The sequence below is a fragment of the Sideroxydans lithotrophicus ES-1 genome, assembly GCF_000025705.1.
Taxonomy (GTDB): domain Bacteria; phylum Pseudomonadota; class Gammaproteobacteria; order Burkholderiales; family Gallionellaceae; genus Sideroxyarcus; species Sideroxyarcus lithotrophicus.
Genome location: NC_013959.1, coordinates 2198300 through 2216301, shown reverse-complemented (window position 1 = coordinate 2216301; position 18002 = coordinate 2198300). Strand labels below are relative to the sequence as shown.

Sequence of the window (18002 nt, the reverse complement as noted above, 5' to 3'; positions counted from 1 at the left end):
GGAATAGAAATGGAAACGCCAGTTTAGTAATCGTAGAACGGTTGGCATGCCCAGTGAGGTAAGGGAGTGGATGAAAAGAATTCTACACCAAAGCAAAGCATGCAATTGTAGGGGCAAAATCATAAGGGCCAGGTTAAAGCCCTCGCATATAAAACGGGCGCAGCGGTCGATGGCCAGCCATCGCTTCACGCAGTTGCAGCAGCAGTTTCTCTTTGTCCCTGGGCAGGTTGCCGGCGAGTGCCAGCGCATTGGAGGCATGGTTGGAGCGGAAGATGAGCGGCTGCGGCGGGTTGAGGCCGCTGATCAGTCTTTCCTGTTCCTTCAATATCGCCAGGTCGTTCGGCATCTCGAATGGCTCGCCGTATTTGCGGCGGAATTCTTCCTCGATGCTTTCGTCCAGATACAGTTGCAGTGTGGAAAGGTAGGTGACGGGCGCGCTGTTGAGCAGGGCGATGGTGCCGTCGATATGCTCGTTGCTGTGCTGGCTGCCGCCCAGCCCGAGGATGACGGTGGCGGAGACTTTCATGCCGCTCGCCTGTGCCTTGTGCAGCACTTCGGCCATGCGCCGTTGTGTGGCGCCCTTGGTGATCTTTTTCAGGATGAGGTCGGAGCCGGATTCGATGCCGAAGTAGAGCAGGTTCAGCTTGTGCTCGTGCAACAGGGCCAGTTCTGCGGGACTCTTGCGCTGGAGGTTGCCGGGTGTGGCGTAGCAGGAGACGCGCGTCAGCCGCGGCAGCGCGGCTGCCAGTTCGCGCAGGATGGCGAGCAGGTGTGGAGTTGGGAGAGCCAGCGCATCGCCATCGGCGAGGAACACGCGGTGCGCATCCGGCCAGCCGGCGGCGGCCTGGCGGATATCGACGAACACGTCGTCGAGCGGGCGCTCGGTGTATTGCTTGCTGCGATACATCGCGCAGAAGCTGCACTGGTTGAAGCTGCACCCCAGCGTGGCCTGGACAATCAAATTGTCGCCCTCGGAGGGAGGGCGATACAGCGGCATGTCGTAGAGCAGGTTCATGCCGAATTGTAACGAGGTTGATAGCTATTAATGAACCTGAAGACCGAAGTTGCGTGTTGCCAACTACACGCCAAGGCAAGCTGGGTGCCACATTATTCCCTCACCCTGGCCCTCTCCCAGAGGGAGAGGGGGCTACCCCGACGCACGCTGATTTGCGCAACGTTTCGATCAGCCCTTGGTGAAACCTGAAGCAGCGGCGCTGGCCGATCTGTCCGGCCTGCGCCGTTCGATTACGCTGGCGTGGCTGTGATCGCGCCGCGATAGCCGAAATTTTCGAGCACCTGCCACACGTTGAGGTAACGGTCGACGCTCTTGCCGGGTTCGACGCCGACCACGGTGAAGTCGTCGATGTCGTGCCGGATGGCCGCAGGGCTTTCCTCTGCGCCCAGCCAAACGCCGAGCGGCCAGCCATGGTCGTATTCGCGGCGGATCAGTTCGGCGCGGCGCGCCTGCCATACCGCCAGCGGCACCAATACCGGCCCGACCGGCAGCTTGACGCCGTCCGGTGTTTCCCCTGCCGCGAGACGCAGCACCTTCCAGTTGTCTGGCACGTCTTCGAATCTGTCTTTCAGTGTGGACATACGACACCTTCCTTTCGTGGTTGTATGGTTGAGTCGATCAACTTGGCGCCCAGTCTAGCGGCGCACCATATGCCAGCGAAATACTTATTTGTTACATCCTAATAACCAATAGGCATAAGCGGGGGCGTGTCGGGGAGCGGTTATTGCGACTGCGAAGATGGGGTGCCTCCATTCATGCTTCTACCAGAGCGGCACGAACGGAGGACTCGGTTGGAGCTGCAGTTGAAAACTATTCTTTGGAAGGTTTGGCGAAGTTGATGACGTTCGAGCTCTGCGGTTCGCCGTCGTTGTAATAGGGCTTGGCCTGGTCGAAGCCGAGTTGCGCGGCCAGTTCTTTTTCCCGGTCCGAGATCAGGGCAAAACAATCCTTGATCTCCTGAATGGTGGTTTCCTTCAGCGGATTGGGACGGCCGCCGAGCGGTGTGGCGTCTCTGACGACGCTGCCCAGCGTTTTGCGCATCTGGCGCAGGATCTGTTGTTCCTTGCTTAACTCTGCTGAGTCCATGGACATTTACCGATGTGAATTGCAGGCGATAACTTTACTGGAATTGCATGAGTCGGGCGAAAATATTTTGCTGAATAGACCCATTCACATTGTATGTAAGCACACAAATCCCCCCGGCTCCTCGGAGCCAATATTACACAAGCCTTCAATACCTGCTCGAATGCTCAGGTGGTCTGCATCTTCCCCGTGGGATGGTGGTGGGCAAGCATCTCGTCCACGCTGTATGCACCTGCACCCGAAACAGAAAGATAGAGGAACAGGAAGCAGTACAACACGGCCAGTTCACCCTGGTTCAGGATGGGCAGGAAGCCCTGCGGCGCATGTGCCATGAAGTAGGCCACCGCCATCTCGCCAGACAGGATGAACGCCGCCGGCCGGGTGAGCAGGCCGATCAGGATCAGTGTCCCGCCAACCAGTTCCAGCACGCCGGCCAGCCCCAGCAGCGAGAGCAGCTGCAGGCCATCGAACATCGGGATGTGGGGGATGCCGAACAGTTTCGCGGTGCCATGCTGCACGTAGAGAAAACCAACGATGATGCGCATTATTCCCAGGATTCGGGGAGTCCAGACTTTGCAAGTCGCGTCAGAGAAAATCATGATCAATCCCTCCTTTAAAGTGCCCTTGTTCAGGGCCTACGCTAACTGGAAGAACTTCGGTCCAGAGCTTCTAGGACAGCATCGAGTTGCCGTGCGTTCAATCCGATCCATGCGTATGGAGCGCGGTTTTGCCACTAACGCGAGCAATGTTTTTTTGAAGTGTGATCGAGATAAAGCGCCATCAAGCCGCCGACCTGCCAGATGCTGCTATCGTTGCAGCCCTTGCAGGATGAGATGTCACTTTCTGTGAACTGGTACTTGGACACGGTGCTGTTCCATCAATGCTTGAGCCTGTTTCTTGACCGCAGCGGATTGCACTGGTTTGCAGCCTTCGATCCGCATTGAGGTCTGTACGGCTTGGGCGATTTTTTGGTTCAGTTTGGCGCTGACTTGCATCGGTCTCTCCCAAAGTGACTCGCCATGCGGCGAGTTTTGTTGATGCAAATTATATCAGTTCCCGGTATCCGGAGCCTGTTCCGGGCGCTGCTTCTTCGAGGTGTGATCGAGGTAAAACGCCATCAAGCCGCCGACCAGCCAGATGCTGCCTATTCCCGCGAGCCAGAAGCCGGATGCGCCGCGGGCAGGGCCGAGCATGTCGGTGAGACCCAGCACGATGCCGCCGCCCAGGCCCGGCACCCACAGCGTGATGGTGTAGATGATCATCGGCACGACCGAGTTCTTGTAGCCGCGCAACGCATTGACGGTGATGGCCTGCAGCGCATCGCCCAGGTGGTAGAGGCCGACCATCGCGATCAGCGGTATGGCGATCGTCTGCACCTGCAGGTCGGTGGTGTAGAACGCGGCGATGTGCGGCGCGGCCAGCCAGAAGGTCAGGCACAGCACCACCGCGATGGATATGCCGAGACGTATGCCTTCCCAGCAGATGTGGCGCGCGCGCTCGGGCTGCCCGGCACCGAGCGCCTGACCGACCAGCACCGAGGTGGCATTGCCGAGCGAGAGCGGGATCATGAATGCGAGTGCCGCGAGGTTGGCCGCGATCTGGTGCGCGCCGGACATGATGGGCCCCAGCCGCGCGATGAACAGCGCCATGAAGGTGAACGCGGTCACGTCGGCGATGAAGGTCAAACCGATCGGAATGCCGAGCTTGAGGAATTCCTTGATGGCGGCGAAGTCCGGCGCGGCGATGCGCCTGCGCAATTCGAACTCCGCATATTTTGGATGGCGCAGGCACCAGCCCCAAGCGAGCGCGGACATCAGCCAGGCATCGATGGAGGTTGCCACCGCGGCGCCTGCCGCGCCCAGTGCCGGGAGGCCGAACAGGCCGTACATGAACAGCGCGTTGAGCGGAACCTTGAGCCCCAGCGACAGCAGGTTGAAGAACATCACCGGACGCGGGCGATGGATGCCCATCGACAGGCCGAAGAACAGACGCAGGGCGAAAGCGGCGGGCACGCCCCAGGCCGATGCATCCAGATAGGCGCGCACCTTGGTTTCCACCGCGGGCTGCAGATGCGAGATGGCGATGAACGGCCCGGGAAAGCGCATCAGCAGGATCGCCACGAGCGCCAGCGCCAGCGATATCCACATGCCCTGGTGTATCTCGCGGCCGATCTCGCCCTGGCGATTTGCGCCATACAAGTGGGAGATGATGGGCGGCAGCGCGAACAACACGCTGACCAGCGACATCAGCACCGTGGCCATGATGGAGGCGGCGATACCGACTGCGGCAAGATCGACGACGGTCAGCCGTCCGGCCATGGCGGTGTCGATGACGGCATTGGCCATCATCGCCAGTTGTGCGACCAGCATGGGCCAGGCGAGGTGTACGAGTTCGCGGGTTGTGGATACGGGGCGTTGCATGGCGGAGTTGCGGGTTTTGGAAATAATCGGGACGATCGGTGCCGGGGGCGAATTGTATTCCGGCTGCGGTTGCCTGCCTGCTGATTTTGCTTTTGCGATTGCGGACGTGGCGAAGCAAGGATGCGATAAACTTGCGCCATGCAGAACAAATATATTTCCTATTCCTCGTCCAATCGCCCCGGCCTGTTGCAGAAGGCCGGCGCGGTGGTCGCGACCGTTGCCGTGGTTGGTGTGGCGCTGATGTTCTCGGCGGTGCTGCTTGCGGGCCTCCTGGTCGTCGTCGTGTTCGGCGGTACCTATCTGTGGTGGAAGACGCGCGAAGTGCGCAAGGTGATGAAGGCGCAGATGCGCGAATTCCAGGCGCGCAGCGCGACCGTGGAGCGCGAGGCATTCAAGGGCGAGACCTTCGAAGGCGAAGTGATCGAGGGTGAAGTGATTCGCGTGGAAAAGTCACGCGACAAGTGAACGGCATGAGCAGACAGGGAGAGTGAGATGGGAACCAGACATATCGCAGTCGTCACGTTGAGTTTGTTGGCCGGAATGTTCTCGGTACCCGCGTTCCCGGAAAGCGCAAGCAAACAGCCGCTGACGGTGAACATCAAGCGGCTGTCGCTGGATACGGCGCTGCGCATAGGCAAGGCCGCCATCGACAAGTGCCGCAAGGAAGGCGTGCAGATCACGGTCACCGTGGTCGACCGCGGCGGCGATCCGCAAGTGGTGCTGCGCGACACGCTGGCGATGGATGTCTCGGTCCCGATCAGCCGCAAGAAAGCCTATACCGCGATGGAGTTCAATTCGCCCACCTCGGTGATGGAAGAGCGTTTCAAGGGTGCTTACGGCGTGCCGAAGCTCGACGAGCTGCTGGTGTCGGCAGGCGGCATCCCGATCAACGTCGCCGGCAGCATCATGGGCGGCATCGGCGTCAGCGGAGCGCCGTCGGGGATGACCGACGAAGCCTGCGCCAAGGCAGGGCTGGCGGCGGTGCAGGACGACCTCGAAATGGAATGAGTCGCTTTTGCCGCGATCGCTTCGAGCAATTTGCCGAACCATGTGGATACAAAAAGAGATACAGCTGCAACCCAGGCCGCGCGGCTTTCACCTGATCACCGGTGAATTGTTGCGCGAGTTGCCCGAGCTGCGCGACTTCCGGATCGGCATGATGAACATCTTCATCCTGCATACCTCCGCCTCGCTGACGCTCAACGAGAATGCCGACCCCACGGTGCGGCAGGATTTCGAGAGCTATTTCAATCGTGCCGTGCCGGAGGACGAGCCTTATTACCGGCATCAGGACGAGGGCGCGGACGACTTGCCCGCGCATATCAAGTCCAGCCTGCTCGGCAGCAGCCTGGATATCCCCATCGCCGATGGGCAGCCAAAACTCGGGACGTGGCAAGGGGTATACCTGTGCGAACACAGGAACAACGGTGGCAGCAGGCGTATCATAGTCACCATACAAGGCGAATAACCGAGGGATCCATCATGTCTCCCACACCACCAGACGCATTGCTTTTCATCACCCCGGTCTGCACGCATTGCCCTGCGGTGTTGCAATCGCTGACCGAGCTGGTGAAGCAGGCGCAGGTCGGCAAACTGACGGTAGTGAATATCGCAGCGCATCCGGAGCAGGCTGCGGAATACGACGTGCGCGGTGCTCCCTGGGTGCGGCTGGGTTCCTTCACGCTCACCGGTGCGCAGAGCATGGCCGAGCTCAGGCAATGGGCAGAGTGGGCGAGCGGGGACGAGGGGACTGCGCATTATGTCGAGCATCTGCTGAAGGAGGGCAGCTACCCGCAAGCTGTGGCATTCATCACCGCAGACACCCGGCGCCTCAAGTCGCTGCTCGCCATCGTTGCCGATCCCGAAGCCAACATCTCGGTGCGACTCGGTGTCAGCGCGCTGCTGGAAGCCTATGCCCATACGCCGGAACTGCAGGCGCTGCTGCCGAAACTGGCCGAACTCACTTTCCACTTCGACCATCGCGTGCGTGCCGACGCGTGCTATCTGCTCGGCCTCACCGGCAGCGTGGCTGCACGCACTTATGTAGAAGCCTGCCTCAAGGATCCGCACGAAGAAGTGCGGGACATCGCCGAAGAGGCGATGGAGGAACTGGGGAAGCAAAGCGCAAGTAGCTGATCCGAATCCGAACCTGCTTCCTCAAGCAGTATCGTTTAAGCCGTTGTTCAACTGTTCCACAACTTATTCTCATAGGAGGTGTGAAATGAAGAACTGCATGCGCATTTTGAGTATCGTCATGACGACCCTGTTGCTGGGCACATTTGCCAGCGTGGCTGCTGCCGATGACCAGAACTGGCAGGGCGGCCCCGGCATGATGGGGGGCGGCTATGGTCCCGGTTATGGCATGGGCCCTGGAATGATGGGCGGTTATGGATCCGGTTACGGGATGGGGCCGGGCATGATGGGTGGATACGGCTACGGCATGGGCCATGGCATGATGGGTTACTGGGGGGAATACCGCGACCTGAACCTGAGTGCGGATCAACGTTCGAAGATACTGAAACTCCGCAAGGAGATGCGGACCAAGCAATGGGCGCTGATGGGGCAGATGATGGACGCGCAGGACAAGCTGCAGGACCTGTATGACGATGACAAGCAGGACGCCGCGGCGATCAACAAGCAATACAAGGTGATCGAGGATATGCGCCGCCAGATGGTGGACAACGCGGTGGATGTGCACAACCAGATCATCGCCATCCTGACCAAGGAGCAGCGCGAGAAATTCCGCCATGGTGGTCCCGGTTATGGACCGATGATGCGGGAATACTGAACGCAAGCCGGATCATTCGTTCCGGATCGCGGATCGGAGCAGTACCGTTTCGGTATCCGCCAGCCCTGCCGGGTCGCCGTGACACACCGGCATCACGCCGGCAGGACGCACGAAAAGTCGCTTGTATGCGGCCAGGCAGGGTCTTTGCAGCGACCGATGCATCGCGTTTTCGAGCAGCAGGGCCAGCGTGAACGTTCTGCCCACGCTCTCTAGCCATTGCCGCGCCTCGCGTTGCTGCGATTCGACAGGCCGTTTCAGCAGCATTTCAAGTCGACCGATGTCATCGTCGAGCCTGGCCCTGAGTGGCCCGGTGTCAAATGCCCTCACGCGTGAAAGTGCCAGCCGGACCCGCGCGAACAATGCCTCGTGGCTCCCTTCTTTCTGGATCGCGCGCAGGGCGTCGAGGGTGAGGATGTGCGTGGTGCCTTCCCAGATCGGCAGGACCTGGCAATCGCGCAGCAGACGCGGCAGGATGCTTTCTTCGATGTAGGCATTTCCGCCGATGGCTTCCATCGCTTCGCTGACCGCGAACACGGCGAGCTTGCCGCTCAAGGCCTTGGCCATCGGTATCGCGATCCGTAGCAGTTTGCGCGCCTGGTCGTCACCGTTGTCCGAGCGGTCCAGTGCGCGCACGGTTTCGAACACCAGCGTGAAGATGCCCAGATGCTCGGCCACCAGATCGGCCATCGCCGCGCGCCAGAGCGGCAGCTCGTCGAGTCTGTGGCCGAAGGCGTTGCGACCGGCGCCGTACTTGAGCGCTTCGAGCAGCGCACGGCGCATGCCGGCGACACTGGCGACGGCATTGTAGAGGCGCGACAGGTTGAGCATCTCGGCCATCTGCTTGAAGCCTTCGTTCTCGCCGGCGACCAGGTGAGCCACGGTGTTCTCGAACGTCACTTCGCCTGTCGCCATGGAGCGCACGCCGAGCTTGTCCTTGAGACGCTGGATGCGGATCGTGCCTGAATTGCCGGCAGGCTCCTGGCGCAGCACGAGAAAGAGTCCCAGTCCTTTGGTGCCGGGCGCGCCACCCGGCATGCGCGCCAGTGCGAGGATCGCGTCTGCCGCAACGTTGGAGCAGAACCACTTGTCGCCATTGAGCAGCCAGCGCCTGCCTTGCCGGGTCGCTGTCACGGTATTGGCACCGACATCCGAACCGCCCTGTCTTTCGGTGAGGAACATCGCTCCTTGCCAGAGATTCTCCAGGTCGCTGGCGGCAAGATGGGCGATGGTCGTTTCATACAGCGGTGTCTGCGTCCCGGCGGGTCTGCGCTCCAGCACGCGGCCCACGCCGTCGGTCATGCAGATGGGGCAATAGAGGCCGATCTCGCTTTGCGCGAAATAATATCCGGCGCCGAACCCGGCAAGATGCCGGACCTCGCGATGCTGTGCCAGAAATGCCGCGTCATATTTGATGCCGACGATGCCGCGCCCGTATGCGAGCCTTTCGAGTTCATGGTAGTCGGGATGCTGGACCACACGATCCCTGCGCATGCCTCGTGCATCGTGTGTCGCAAGCGTGGGGCCTTGTTTGTCGGCACGGGCGGAAAGTTCGGTGGCGAGTGCACCGCTTTCGCTCAGCGCGCTGAAATGACGGCGCAGCTTGCGGTAGCGCATCGCGCCTAGCCAGTGCTTCCAGAATTCCTCGCCCAGCGGATCCTCGTCGAGCAGGTTGGCGAACCGGATCTCGGGAATGTTGATCAGTTCGGGTGTCGCAACGATCTTCATGGTCTTATCCTGGATGATTGGCAGGCAAGTGTCGCAATCATTGTCCGGCTATTTCTGTCGCAGTATGCAGCTTTTGAAAATCTTCGATGTAGCCGGATAGCTTCTGGTGCAGATGCTCCTTCTGTTTCGCCGTCAGCAGATCGAATGTCCGCACGACCATTTCATTCATCGCATCGTCAAAGGCCTGCAGGGTTTGCTGTGCTTGCGGCGATACCGGGATCGGCGGGGCATCCAGCCATTGCGAGAACAATGCGGAGATCTTGTCTTCACCTGCGCTCGCATGTTGCTTCAACAAGGCGATCAGCTCGGCCTGCTGTGCTTCCCGGTGTTCGATATACGCTGTGGTGATGAACGGGATGCGCATGCTCATTTGCCTGATGCGCTGTTTCTGTTCGGTACTTAGATGACCTGCCAGCGTCTCGGCAAAGTCGATGTATCGTTTCGCGCGCCGGTCGAGATTTTCCTGCTCGCTGCCGCTGGTCTCTTCCTTGTTCTCATCGCGGTTCTTCTCGGCCAGCGTCTTGCGGAGTTCTTCGATCTGCCGGTCGTCCAGCGTGCTCAACAGATGTGCGGCAGGCCGGATGGCCGGCGTCACGGTCAGTCTGTACAGCCGGTTGATTCCCGCTCTCGTGCGGTCGACATCCTTGGCATCGATTGCGCGACCGTGCCGGGTCAATGCGTCCAGGTCCTGCAGAAAGGCGATGTATTCGGGCAGCGCATTTTGGCGATGCCAGCGCATGTAGTCATCGACATCGTCATGGATCTCTTTCTTTTGCCGGGAGTCGAACGAGGTGTAATCGTTGACCCAGTAGCGCAGCAGCCAGTCGGCGTGGTTGTAGCCAAAGGTGACCGTGCTGCAGCCGCTGCAGCTGAGCAGGATCAGCGCGAGAACGATGAGTATGGACCTGGAAGAATTCATCTTTCATCCTTGCTTTATGCCGCCTTGCACGACCAGGCTGCCGTTGCGCTATGGCGAATCAGGAAGGGATGACTCGCTTCCCGGATTCCGGAAAGAGTGCCGGCCAGCAATCGTTGGTGCCGGCAAGCAAACTCAAACCGTCCGTAGAAGGTCTCTTGCACGGTGCCGCGTCGACGAGTTTCGCCATCGCAGCGGCATCCGGCGAAAGATAGGCCTTGACCTCGCAATGCAGCCGCCCTTCCGATTCGTGCCGGACGAATACGGCGATCTTTGGGGAACTGTTCGCTTTCCCGTAAGTCAATGCAAACAATGCTACAAGCCGGGTCAGGGCTGCATCAGCCAGCATCGCATCACCGAGGTTCTTTGTGAACCAGACGCTCGTCATGGTTTCAGTGCTCCCACACAGGTATTGCAGATTCGGACCGGATTGTTCGAGTTCACACTTGGGCTTTGACGTGATTCTAGGCCTTTTGATCCGCCGATTCAGCTAGCCAGTTGCAGAAGACTTTTCCATCCCGACATTTTCAGGGGGAAACGATGCCAACCTACAAGGTCTTTTATACCGACAGGCCGGTTCCTGCGGGCACCCAGCCTGACTTGAGCTTCACCTTGCCAATGATCTTCGTGACGAGGGATGAGGCGATGAACAATGCTTTCAAGCTCATCTACAGCGGAGCGACGGTCTGGAAGATCGAAGGTCCGGATGGCTTTCACCTCGATCAAGCCGAGATCGAAAGGCAGTACAGGATGATCAGGAACGCCTGATTCGCACCTGACGTTCCTGCTGCGTATTCTGGTTCAACTCCAGCCGGGTTCAGGTGACATGGAAATGGATCTGGTTGCGCCCGGCTGCTTTGGCCTGGTACATCGACTTGTCGGCGCGCTTGAGGATGTTTTCGGCACTGTCGCCATGGTTGAACAGAACCACGCCTATGCTGGCCCCGACATTGTTGTGCGTGATCAGTTGCGTTGTACCTTTGAAGTTGGAAGACAGCCAGTAGGGTTCCGCCAGGGCAGCATGGATCTTTTTTGCGATGGTCCTGGCCTCTGCCGCGGATTCCGATTCGTTCCCGGCCAGCTCGCTGAGTACCACCACGAACTCATCCCCGCCGAAACGTGCGACCGTATCGACTTCGCGCACGCAACTGGTGATGCGCTTCGCCACCTCGATCAACAGCAGGTCGCCGGCCCTGTGGCCATAGTTGTCGTTGAGCGGTTTGAAATTATCCAGATCGAGGAACATCACCGCGCCATACTGACCACTGCGCTTGCTGGCCGCGATCGCCTGCTCCAGCCGGTCATCCAGAAGGCGACGGTTGGGCAGTTGTGTCAGTGAGTCGTAGAAAGCGAGCCTGTTTATTTTCTGCTCCACCATCTTGCGATCGGTGACGTCGTGGGACACGACGACCACCCGTACCGTCTCGCCTTTGCTGTTTCTTATCAGGCCGCCGCTGGATTCCATGTCGCGGATGCTTCCGTCAGGTAGCACGAACCGGTATTCCGTGCGCAGACCGACGCCGAGTTTCACCGATTCGCTGAAGACCTGCTTTACCCGCTCGCGGTCATCCGGATGAATCTCGGCGAAGGAGTCGGTGCCTTTCATGGCATCGGCATTGCCGAAGAATCTGCTGTAGGAGGGGCTGTTGTAGAGTCGCCGTCCTTGCAGATCCAGTACGGCGATGAAGTCCTCGACATTCTCGGCCATCAGGCGGAAGAACTCTTCCTGTTCAGCCAATGCTTTGTCGGCCAGGTCGCGCCTGGTGATCTGTTGCGTGAGTTCATCGAGATTGTCTTCGTACTTCTGGCGGTACAGATGCATCGCCTCGATCGAGACGGATACGATGAATCCGTCCATGAGGAACACCAGGTTGGACCATAGCGAGCTCTGCCATCCTTCCAGCGTGAACGAGTAGTAGGGCGGGACGAACAGGTAGGTGGCCAGGATCAGTCCGAGCAGGGTGGCGATGATCCCGGATGCAAAACCGCCGATGATGGCAGCCAGCGCGACTGCCGGGAAGAAGGTCAGGTACTGCAATCCGGCATCAAGGGGGGCGATCTCGAAACGAACCAGCAAAGCCAATGACACCAATGCAACAGCCACGAGGTGGCCGCCATAGCGATGGTAGGTCCTTGGCATAAGCGAACGGTAGCGGTTGGCGAACCGCTCTATCGTCCGATATGAGAAATCAAAGATGCCTATTCCCATATTGCCCCCTTCAACGAGCTTGGCGCATCCCGGATGATCCGCCGCTCATTTTTGCAGGATGCTACGGTGCCTGGCTGTTATCGGGGAACGTGAATGGATCGGATATTCATTCCCCCTGATGTTCATGTCCTGCCCCGAATCGTTCTGCGGGCTCGACATGTTGTGTTTGAAAGGCTGTTAGTGCAATACCCAGAACCCTGTATTCCCATCTGGTGATGTTGGGGGCAGGAAGGGGCGGCGACGGGCGACTTGAAGGGCGGTCACGCTGCTGTAGATGTCCGCTGCGCGAAGGGAGTGGCGTTATGCTTTCCGCTAGCGTGCATATCCGATCGACTTCAATTCCTTGAATATCCTTTCCGCCAGGAGCGCGTGTCCGGCGGCATTGGGGTGCAATTGGTCGACCTTCAGTTGCGGATCGGACAGGACGCTGGACAACGCATCCTTGATCAACGGGACCTTTTGCGCATCGGCTACCTGCTGGTAGAGATCGGCTGCCGTCAGGTGCTGGAAGACGGCGCCCATCAGGCTCGGATTCGGCGTTGCCAGCAGCACCGGCCTGGCGCCGTGCGCCCTGACCATCTCGACGATCTTTTGCAGGTTGGCGATGGTCTCTTGCTGCGGGATACGGCGCAGCATGTCGTTGCCGCCCAGCGTCACCAGTACCAGTACCGGCTGCTTCTCCTCCAGCAGATGCGGCAAACGCTGCAGCGCGCCGGCGCTGGTGTCGCCGCTCACGCCGCCATTGATCACCACCCAGCCGGTCTTGCTCGCCAGCAGATCGGGCCAGGCTTCTTCGCGGGTTACGCCCGCACCTGCGGTCAGGCTGTCGCCCAGCGCCAGCACATGGCTGCCGGCAGGAATGGCTTCCTCTTTGGGCTTGCTGCAGGCGGCGAGCAGGACGATGGCGGCGGCCAACAAGATGGAGCGCCGGATCGAGCCGTTACCGGTGCGGCGAGGGCAGTCTGTGCGGCGGAGAAGGCAGGCAGGATTCATGGCAATGCAATGTACCGTGAACGAATTGTTTTGACTATCAGCGCAGGCTGTTTGAAAACGCCCGGCTTGCCGGATACTTTTTTTTCAAACTCCTGAATCGATCTGCTAGGGCATAATCGCGGACATTGTGGATCCAGCCATCGTGTGTCCAATCAACATCCGTCCTCGCAAATGAAATACAGCCGAACCCAGATCGTACTCGCGGCGATCGTCCTTATCGCAGCCTGGAGCCTGTCGGCCTGGTTCATCGCCGATCAGTATTATCTTGCGCAAGTGAAGATCGCCCTTGATCAAAAGACCAAGATATCCAGGGATATTGCGGTCGACCTGTCGGATAGTATCCAGCGCAACCTGAGTTTCATCGCCGGCGTCCCCGATCTGCTCGCGCAGTCTGAAAGGGTCAAGAAAACCGTCTCCCGTTTCGGGACGAACAGCACTCCCTCATCGCTACCCCTCGAAGTCAGGAAAAGGCGCTGGACGAACGATCCAATGTTGAGGTCATTGAGTTTGTACCTGCATCAGGTTCAGGGCAATCTCCATGTCGACCTGATCTATATGGTCGATGCGGCGGGTGACTGCATCGTCGCCGGCAATATCGATACGCCCGGTAGCTCCATCGGTACCAATTTCGCCGAGCGCGACTTCGTTCACGCGAACAGGAATGGCGATCGCGGGATGCAATATGCGGTCGGCAAGACCACCCATATCCCCGGACTGTTCTTTGCGTCCCCGATCTTCATCGAGGGCAGGTACATGGGGTCGGTGGTGGCGAAGAACGATGTGCCCAACCTGACATCCATGATCAAGCAGGTGAGCGCTTTCGTGACCGACGCAAACGGTGTGATCATCCTTGCGAATGAAAAGAGCCGTGAGATGAGTGTGCTTCCCGGTGCGCCGATCGAAGGGCTTTCCGCGAAGGAGAAGTTCGACCGTTACCGCAGAAATGATTTTCCTGTGCTGCGCATCGAGCCTTGGGAGGATAGTCGTTTCGCTTCCTTGTCGCGTGTACAGGATGACATCGATCCCCATATCATCCTGTCGAAAGTGATTCCCGAATATGGGATAAAGATCCATGTCGACACCGATATCGCGGAATTCCATATCCTCAACCGGGACAAGCTCTGGTTCGCAGTCCTGCTGGGAATGGCCGGCAGTATCCTGATCCTGATCGCCAGCGGCACCTATCTTTATGTGGATTCGCTCAAGACGGCGGAGATCGCGCTGAAACGCGCCAGTATCGCCGAACGCAGGATCATCAATGTCACAGAGGAAACCCAGGAAAGGATCGGCAGGGAGCTGCATGACGATCTGGGCCAGCAACTGACCGGCACTGCCTTCAGGGCCGAGTTGCTGTCTCAGGATCTGAAGAAACAGGGCAATCCCGAATATCAGGAGGCAGCGAAGATCACCACCATGATCAACGAGGCCATCGACAAGACCCGCAATCTGGCGCAAGGACTGTATCCGGTCGAGCTGAAGGGGGCAGGCCTGCATGCCATGCTGGCGCAGATCGCAGCCAATGTCGTATCGATCTACCATATCGAGTGCGAGCTCATCGGCGAAGCGGAAAGCAGCATCAGCAACCAGCATGTGCTGATCAATCTGTTCCGGATCACCCAGGAGGCGGTGAACAATGCGATCAAGCATAGCGGTGCCACCAGGATCACGCTCAGGATGGCCGAAACCCCGCAGCGCATGGAACTGGAGATCGCCGACAACGGCTGCGGCATCAGCAAGCGTGCCGCAGCAGATTCAAACAAAGGACTGGGAATGCATACCATGTACTATCGCGCATCCTTGCTCGGCGCTGCATTCCATATCGCAGAACGGCCCGAGGGCGGCACCAGCGTGACTGTCGTCTTGCCCATGCGGCGGTGACATCGGTTCGGTTGCCGCCGTTCTGGCTGGTGTACCGGGCACCTCACGGAAACGATCTTGTCCCTTTATCCTTGGCGACGTAAGTGCGTGCAGGAGTCCGATAGTTTTTTCCGATACGTACTGATCACATCCGGGTCGGGGAATCCACTAGCTGATCCGTCGAAAAATCGCCTTTCAGGGTTTTGCGAAATCTCCTGCTAGTAGAACCCCTTAGAGTTTTTTCCGTTCATACCGGCCAACTGACCATCTGTCGAATTACGATGGCGTACGCCGTACATTTTTTCTTACAGTCCGCCCCGCTAAACAGATATCGGGAACGACTGATGAAATTTCAAAACGGCTTCACGCTGATCGAATTGATGGTGGTTGTGGTCATCGCAGGGGTGATCGCAGCCATCGCCTATCCTTCCTATCTGCAATACCTCACCAGGAACAACCGCAGTGCTGCGGAAAGCTACATGCTGGGCGTCGCCAACAAGGAGGAACAGTATGTGCTCGACGTCAGGCAATACTTCAGCGCACCCACGACTTCGGCCGGCTGCTCCAACATTCTGGCCGGTGCCGCGCTCACCAGCATAGGCATTACGCCGCCAGCCAGCGTCAGCAAGAATTACAGCATCGATATCTGCGCCAACAGTGCGGCCACTCCGGCTACCTACCTTATCACTGCAACTCCGACTGGGACGCAATTGGCCAACGACACCAAATGCGGGTCGCTCACGCTCAAGCAGGATGGTACCAAGGGCATGAGCACTGCCAGCCCGGTAACGTCGTGCTGGTGAGGAATGGAAGACCAGATCATGTCCTGTTCGATTTTCAAACCGATGCAACGCTGCAGGGGCTTCACCCTGATCGAATTGCTGACGGTCGTCGTGATCGTCGGCATCCTCACCTCGCTCGCGCTTCCTTCCTACAGATCGTTCGTGGAGGGGATGCGCATCAAGAACAGTTCATTCGACGTGATGTCCGCGCTGACGCTTGCGCGCAGCGAGGCGATCAAGCGGGACCGCAATGTGACCATCACCCCGGTGAATGGTGATTGGCGGCAGGGATGGACCATGACTGCCAACGGCATGGTGGCTCCAATGAGCAGGCAGAATGCGCTGGTTGCCAATCTGGCGCTCGCTTGCGGTACGCCGCCCATTGCGCCGCCTTATTCCGCCTGCACGCAAAGCATTTCCTACAACAGCAACGGACGGCTTGCCGCTTCGGTGTCGCCGATGCAGATCGGCAGTGCCGGCACCAGCAGTGCCAGCACCTACTGCATCAGCATCGACCTGAGCGGTCGGCCCAACAGCAGGAAGGGAAACTGCTGATGCGTGCCCCCTGCGATATTTCCTGCCGCCAGTCCGGGTTCAGCATGATCGAGGTGCTGGTGACCATCATCATCCTGCTGATAGGTCTATTGGGATTGGCCGGTTTGATGGTGCAAAGCCAGCGTTCCGAGGTGGAATCCTACCAGCGCGTCCAGGCCCTCATCCTGTTGAAGGATATGGTCGGTCGCATCAACGCCAACCGCAAGGTGGCCGGTTGCTATGCATTCACTCCGACTGCCGTTCCCAATCCGGCCACCAGCAGCACATTCCTGGGCACCGGCTCGACGGTCGCACCGTCATGCGCCGCCGGGAGTGCCGTGCAGAACACGCAGGCGGTGAACGATATGAAAGCCTGGAACACGCTGTTGACCGGTGCTGCAGAAACATCTAGCGGCAGCAATGTCGGCGCCATGGCCGGCGCACGCGGTTGTGTCAGTTACGGTGCCGGCACGGAACTGCTGGACAAGAACGGTGTGGCCATCCCCGGCTCCGGCATCTACACCATCGCGGTGGCCTGGCAGGGATTGAGCAGCACGGGCATCGCGACCCCCAGCTGCGCCCAGGGGCTGTTCGGTGCCAACGATGCACAGCGTCGCGTAGTCAGCCTGACATTGAGGACCGGTTCCTTGACCACATTATGAATACCCTCGCCATACCAGAACGCACCTGCATATCGCCCTGCCATCAGGGCGGATTGTCTTTGATCGAACTGATGATCTCGCTCACCATCGGACTGGTTCTGCTGACCGGGATCACCACGCTCATCGTGCAACAGAGCAGCACCCGCAGTGAACTGGAGAAAGCCAGCAGGGAGATCGAGAACGGACGTTATGCCGTGCAGCTGTTGCACGATGACATCCAGCTTGCGGGCTTCTATGGCGAATATTCTCCTGCCTCCGGCGTCGCCTACACGGTGCCCGCTGATCCTTGCAATGTAAACCCCGGTAGCACCAATTCCGGTTGGGACGCCACGCCCAAGGTGCCGGTACCCGTCTATGGCTATGCCGGTGCGGCTGCCGATCCGACGACCGCAACGACATGCGGCCTGACCAATTACAAGCCCAATACGGCGATCCTGGTGGTGCGGCGCACGGCCACTGCTGCGGTCTCGGTTGCAACCGCTGCTGCAGGCACAACCTATCTCCAGGTGTCCGAGTGCAATACCTCGGCCACGCCATTCGTGCTGGGGACGGGCGGCTTTTCGCTGCAGCAGAAAGACTGCGCCACGCCTGCCGACCTCCGCCAATATTTGGTGGATGTCTATTACATCAGCAGCTGCGATGTTTGCGGCACGGACACCATTCCCACGTTGAAGATGGTGCAGAGCGGTCCCGCCGCGGCGCCCGTGATCACTCCTTTGGTGGAAGGAATTGAAAACATGCAGTTCGATTACGGCATCGACAACACCGGCGACGGCGCTCCCGATACCTACACCGCAACGCCGGCGGCGACCGATTGGCAAAACGTCATGGCGGTCCAGGTCAACCTGCTCGCGCGCAACAACGATCCTACCGTAGGCTATCAGGACACCAAAACATACAGCCTCAGTGCGGTGAGCGGAGTGTCCTCGGTGGGTCCGTTCAACGACAGTTTCAAGCGCCACGCCTACAGCGAACTGGTGCGTGCCATCAATCCCAGCGGAAGAAGAGAGTGATCATC

Annotated in this window: 22 protein-coding genes; 11 read left to right on the top strand and 11 right to left on the bottom strand. The window is 59.2% G+C overall.

The annotated features are described in order from the left end of the window. Positions 1-133: 133 nt before the first annotated feature. From SLIT_RS10925 to SLIT_RS10905, 6 genes are all read right to left on the bottom strand, one after another. Positions 134-1015, bottom strand: coding sequence for a radical SAM protein (locus tag SLIT_RS10925; RefSeq protein ID WP_013030311.1), 882 nt, complete (start codon positions 1013-1015; stop codon positions 134-136). A 230-nt stretch (positions 1016-1245) separates the two neighbouring features. Further along, positions 1246-1596, bottom strand: coding sequence for a hypothetical protein (locus SLIT_RS10920; protein ID WP_013030310.1), 351 nt, complete (start codon positions 1594-1596; stop codon positions 1246-1248). A 229-nt stretch (positions 1597-1825) separates the two neighbouring features. Next, entirely contained in the window at positions 1826-2101 is a 276-nt protein-coding gene (locus SLIT_RS10915) for a hypothetical protein (RefSeq protein ID WP_013030309.1), read from the bottom strand. A 164-nt stretch (positions 2102-2265) separates the two neighbouring features. Next, complete coding sequence (locus tag SLIT_RS10910; RefSeq protein WP_223293792.1) at positions 2266-2643, bottom strand: DoxX family protein; 378 nt, start codon at positions 2641-2643, stop codon at positions 2266-2268. 291 nt (positions 2644-2934) lie between these two features. After that, positions 2935-3093: a hypothetical protein gene (locus tag SLIT_RS16120; protein WP_013030307.1), complete on the bottom strand. Its 159-nt coding sequence runs from the start codon at positions 3091-3093 to the stop codon at positions 2935-2937. Positions 3094-3147: 54 nt separating this feature from the next. Next, a complete protein-coding gene (locus SLIT_RS10905) occupies positions 3148-4518 on the bottom strand; it encodes an MATE family efflux transporter (RefSeq protein ID WP_013030306.1) in 1371 nt (456 codons plus the stop codon). 138 nt (positions 4519-4656) lie between these two features. Here SLIT_RS10905 and SLIT_RS10900 point away from each other — a divergent pair, with 138 nt between their 5' ends. The 5 genes from SLIT_RS10900 to SLIT_RS10880 all read left to right on the top strand — a co-directional run bounded on the left by SLIT_RS10900 (position 4657) and on the right by SLIT_RS10880 (position 7306). Next, positions 4657-4983: a hypothetical protein gene (locus SLIT_RS10900; protein ID WP_013030305.1), complete on the top strand. Its 327-nt coding sequence runs from the start codon at positions 4657-4659 to the stop codon at positions 4981-4983. A gap of 27 nt (positions 4984-5010) precedes the next feature. After that, the gene (locus tag SLIT_RS10895) at positions 5011-5526 is read left to right on the top strand and encodes a GlcG/HbpS family heme-binding protein (protein WP_013030304.1); all 516 of its coding nucleotides are present in this window, start codon (positions 5011-5013) and stop codon (positions 5524-5526) included. A gap of 40 nt (positions 5527-5566) precedes the next feature. Next, positions 5567-5986 carry a secondary thiamine-phosphate synthase enzyme YjbQ gene (locus SLIT_RS10890; RefSeq protein WP_013030303.1) on the top strand — a complete coding sequence of 140 codons (420 nt, stop codon included), beginning with the start codon at positions 5567-5569 and terminating at the stop codon, positions 5984-5986. A 14-nt stretch (positions 5987-6000) separates the two neighbouring features. Next, a complete protein-coding gene (locus tag SLIT_RS10885) occupies positions 6001-6654 on the top strand; it encodes a thioredoxin family protein (RefSeq protein ID WP_013030302.1) in 654 nt (217 codons plus the stop codon). A 97-nt stretch (positions 6655-6751) separates the two neighbouring features. Then, a complete protein-coding gene (locus SLIT_RS10880) occupies positions 6752-7306 on the top strand; it encodes a Spy/CpxP family protein refolding chaperone (RefSeq protein ID WP_223293791.1) in 555 nt (184 codons plus the stop codon). A gap of 12 nt (positions 7307-7318) precedes the next feature. Here SLIT_RS10880 and SLIT_RS10875 read toward each other — a convergent pair whose 3' ends face one another. Genes SLIT_RS10875 through SLIT_RS10865 form a run of 3 tightly spaced genes read right to left on the bottom strand, consistent with a single transcriptional unit; the run spans position 7319 to position 10335 of the window. Further along, complete coding sequence (locus SLIT_RS10875) at positions 7319-9031, bottom strand: acyl-CoA dehydrogenase family protein (RefSeq protein ID WP_013030300.1); 1713 nt, start codon at positions 9029-9031, stop codon at positions 7319-7321. A gap of 37 nt (positions 9032-9068) precedes the next feature. Beyond that, positions 9069-9950, bottom strand: coding sequence for a DUF6279 family lipoprotein (locus SLIT_RS10870; protein ID WP_013030299.1), 882 nt, complete (start codon positions 9948-9950; stop codon positions 9069-9071). 58 nt (positions 9951-10008) lie between these two features. Beyond that, complete coding sequence (locus tag SLIT_RS10865) at positions 10009-10335, bottom strand: hypothetical protein (protein ID WP_013030298.1); 327 nt, start codon at positions 10333-10335, stop codon at positions 10009-10011. Between the two features lie 152 nt (positions 10336-10487). Here SLIT_RS10865 and SLIT_RS10860 point away from each other — a divergent pair, with 152 nt between their 5' ends. Beyond that, positions 10488-10715: a hypothetical protein gene (locus SLIT_RS10860; protein ID WP_013030297.1), complete on the top strand. Its 228-nt coding sequence runs from the start codon at positions 10488-10490 to the stop codon at positions 10713-10715. 49 nt (positions 10716-10764) lie between these two features. On the opposite strand, the gene SLIT_RS10855 is transcribed toward SLIT_RS10860, so the two are convergent. Both SLIT_RS10855 and SLIT_RS10850 read right to left on the bottom strand, forming a co-directional pair. After that, positions 10765-12156, bottom strand: coding sequence for a diguanylate cyclase domain-containing protein (locus tag SLIT_RS10855; RefSeq protein WP_013030296.1), 1392 nt, complete (start codon positions 12154-12156; stop codon positions 10765-10767). 312 nt (positions 12157-12468) lie between these two features. Then, positions 12469-13149, bottom strand: a complete 681-nt coding sequence (locus SLIT_RS10850) for an arylesterase (protein WP_013030295.1) — start codon at positions 13147-13149, stop codon at positions 12469-12471. A 171-nt stretch (positions 13150-13320) separates the two neighbouring features. Between SLIT_RS10850 and SLIT_RS15315 the strand changes: the two genes are divergently transcribed. The 5 genes from SLIT_RS15315 (at position 13321) to SLIT_RS10825 (ending at position 17997) form a co-directional block, all read left to right on the top strand. Next, positions 13321-15027, top strand: coding sequence for a histidine kinase (locus SLIT_RS15315; RefSeq protein WP_013030294.1), 1707 nt, complete (start codon positions 13321-13323; stop codon positions 15025-15027). Positions 15028-15350: 323 nt separating this feature from the next. Beyond that, positions 15351-15809: a type IV pilin protein gene (locus tag SLIT_RS10840; RefSeq protein ID WP_013030293.1), complete on the top strand. Its 459-nt coding sequence runs from the start codon at positions 15351-15353 to the stop codon at positions 15807-15809. Between the two features lie 18 nt (positions 15810-15827). Beyond that, the gene (locus SLIT_RS10835; protein ID WP_013030292.1) at positions 15828-16343 is read left to right on the top strand and encodes a GspH/FimT family pseudopilin; all 516 of its coding nucleotides are present in this window, start codon (positions 15828-15830) and stop codon (positions 16341-16343) included. Beyond that, a complete protein-coding gene (gene pilV / locus SLIT_RS10830; protein ID WP_013030291.1) occupies positions 16343-16984 on the top strand; it encodes a type IV pilus modification protein PilV in 642 nt (213 codons plus the stop codon). Before SLIT_RS10835 ends, pilV begins: the two co-directional genes overlap by 1 nt. Continuing rightward, positions 16981-17997: a PilW family protein gene (locus tag SLIT_RS10825; RefSeq protein ID WP_013030290.1), complete on the top strand. Its 1017-nt coding sequence runs from the start codon at positions 16981-16983 to the stop codon at positions 17995-17997. The genes pilV and SLIT_RS10825 overlap by 4 nt, the downstream gene beginning before the upstream one ends. The last annotated feature ends 5 nt before the right edge of the window (positions 17998-18002 follow it).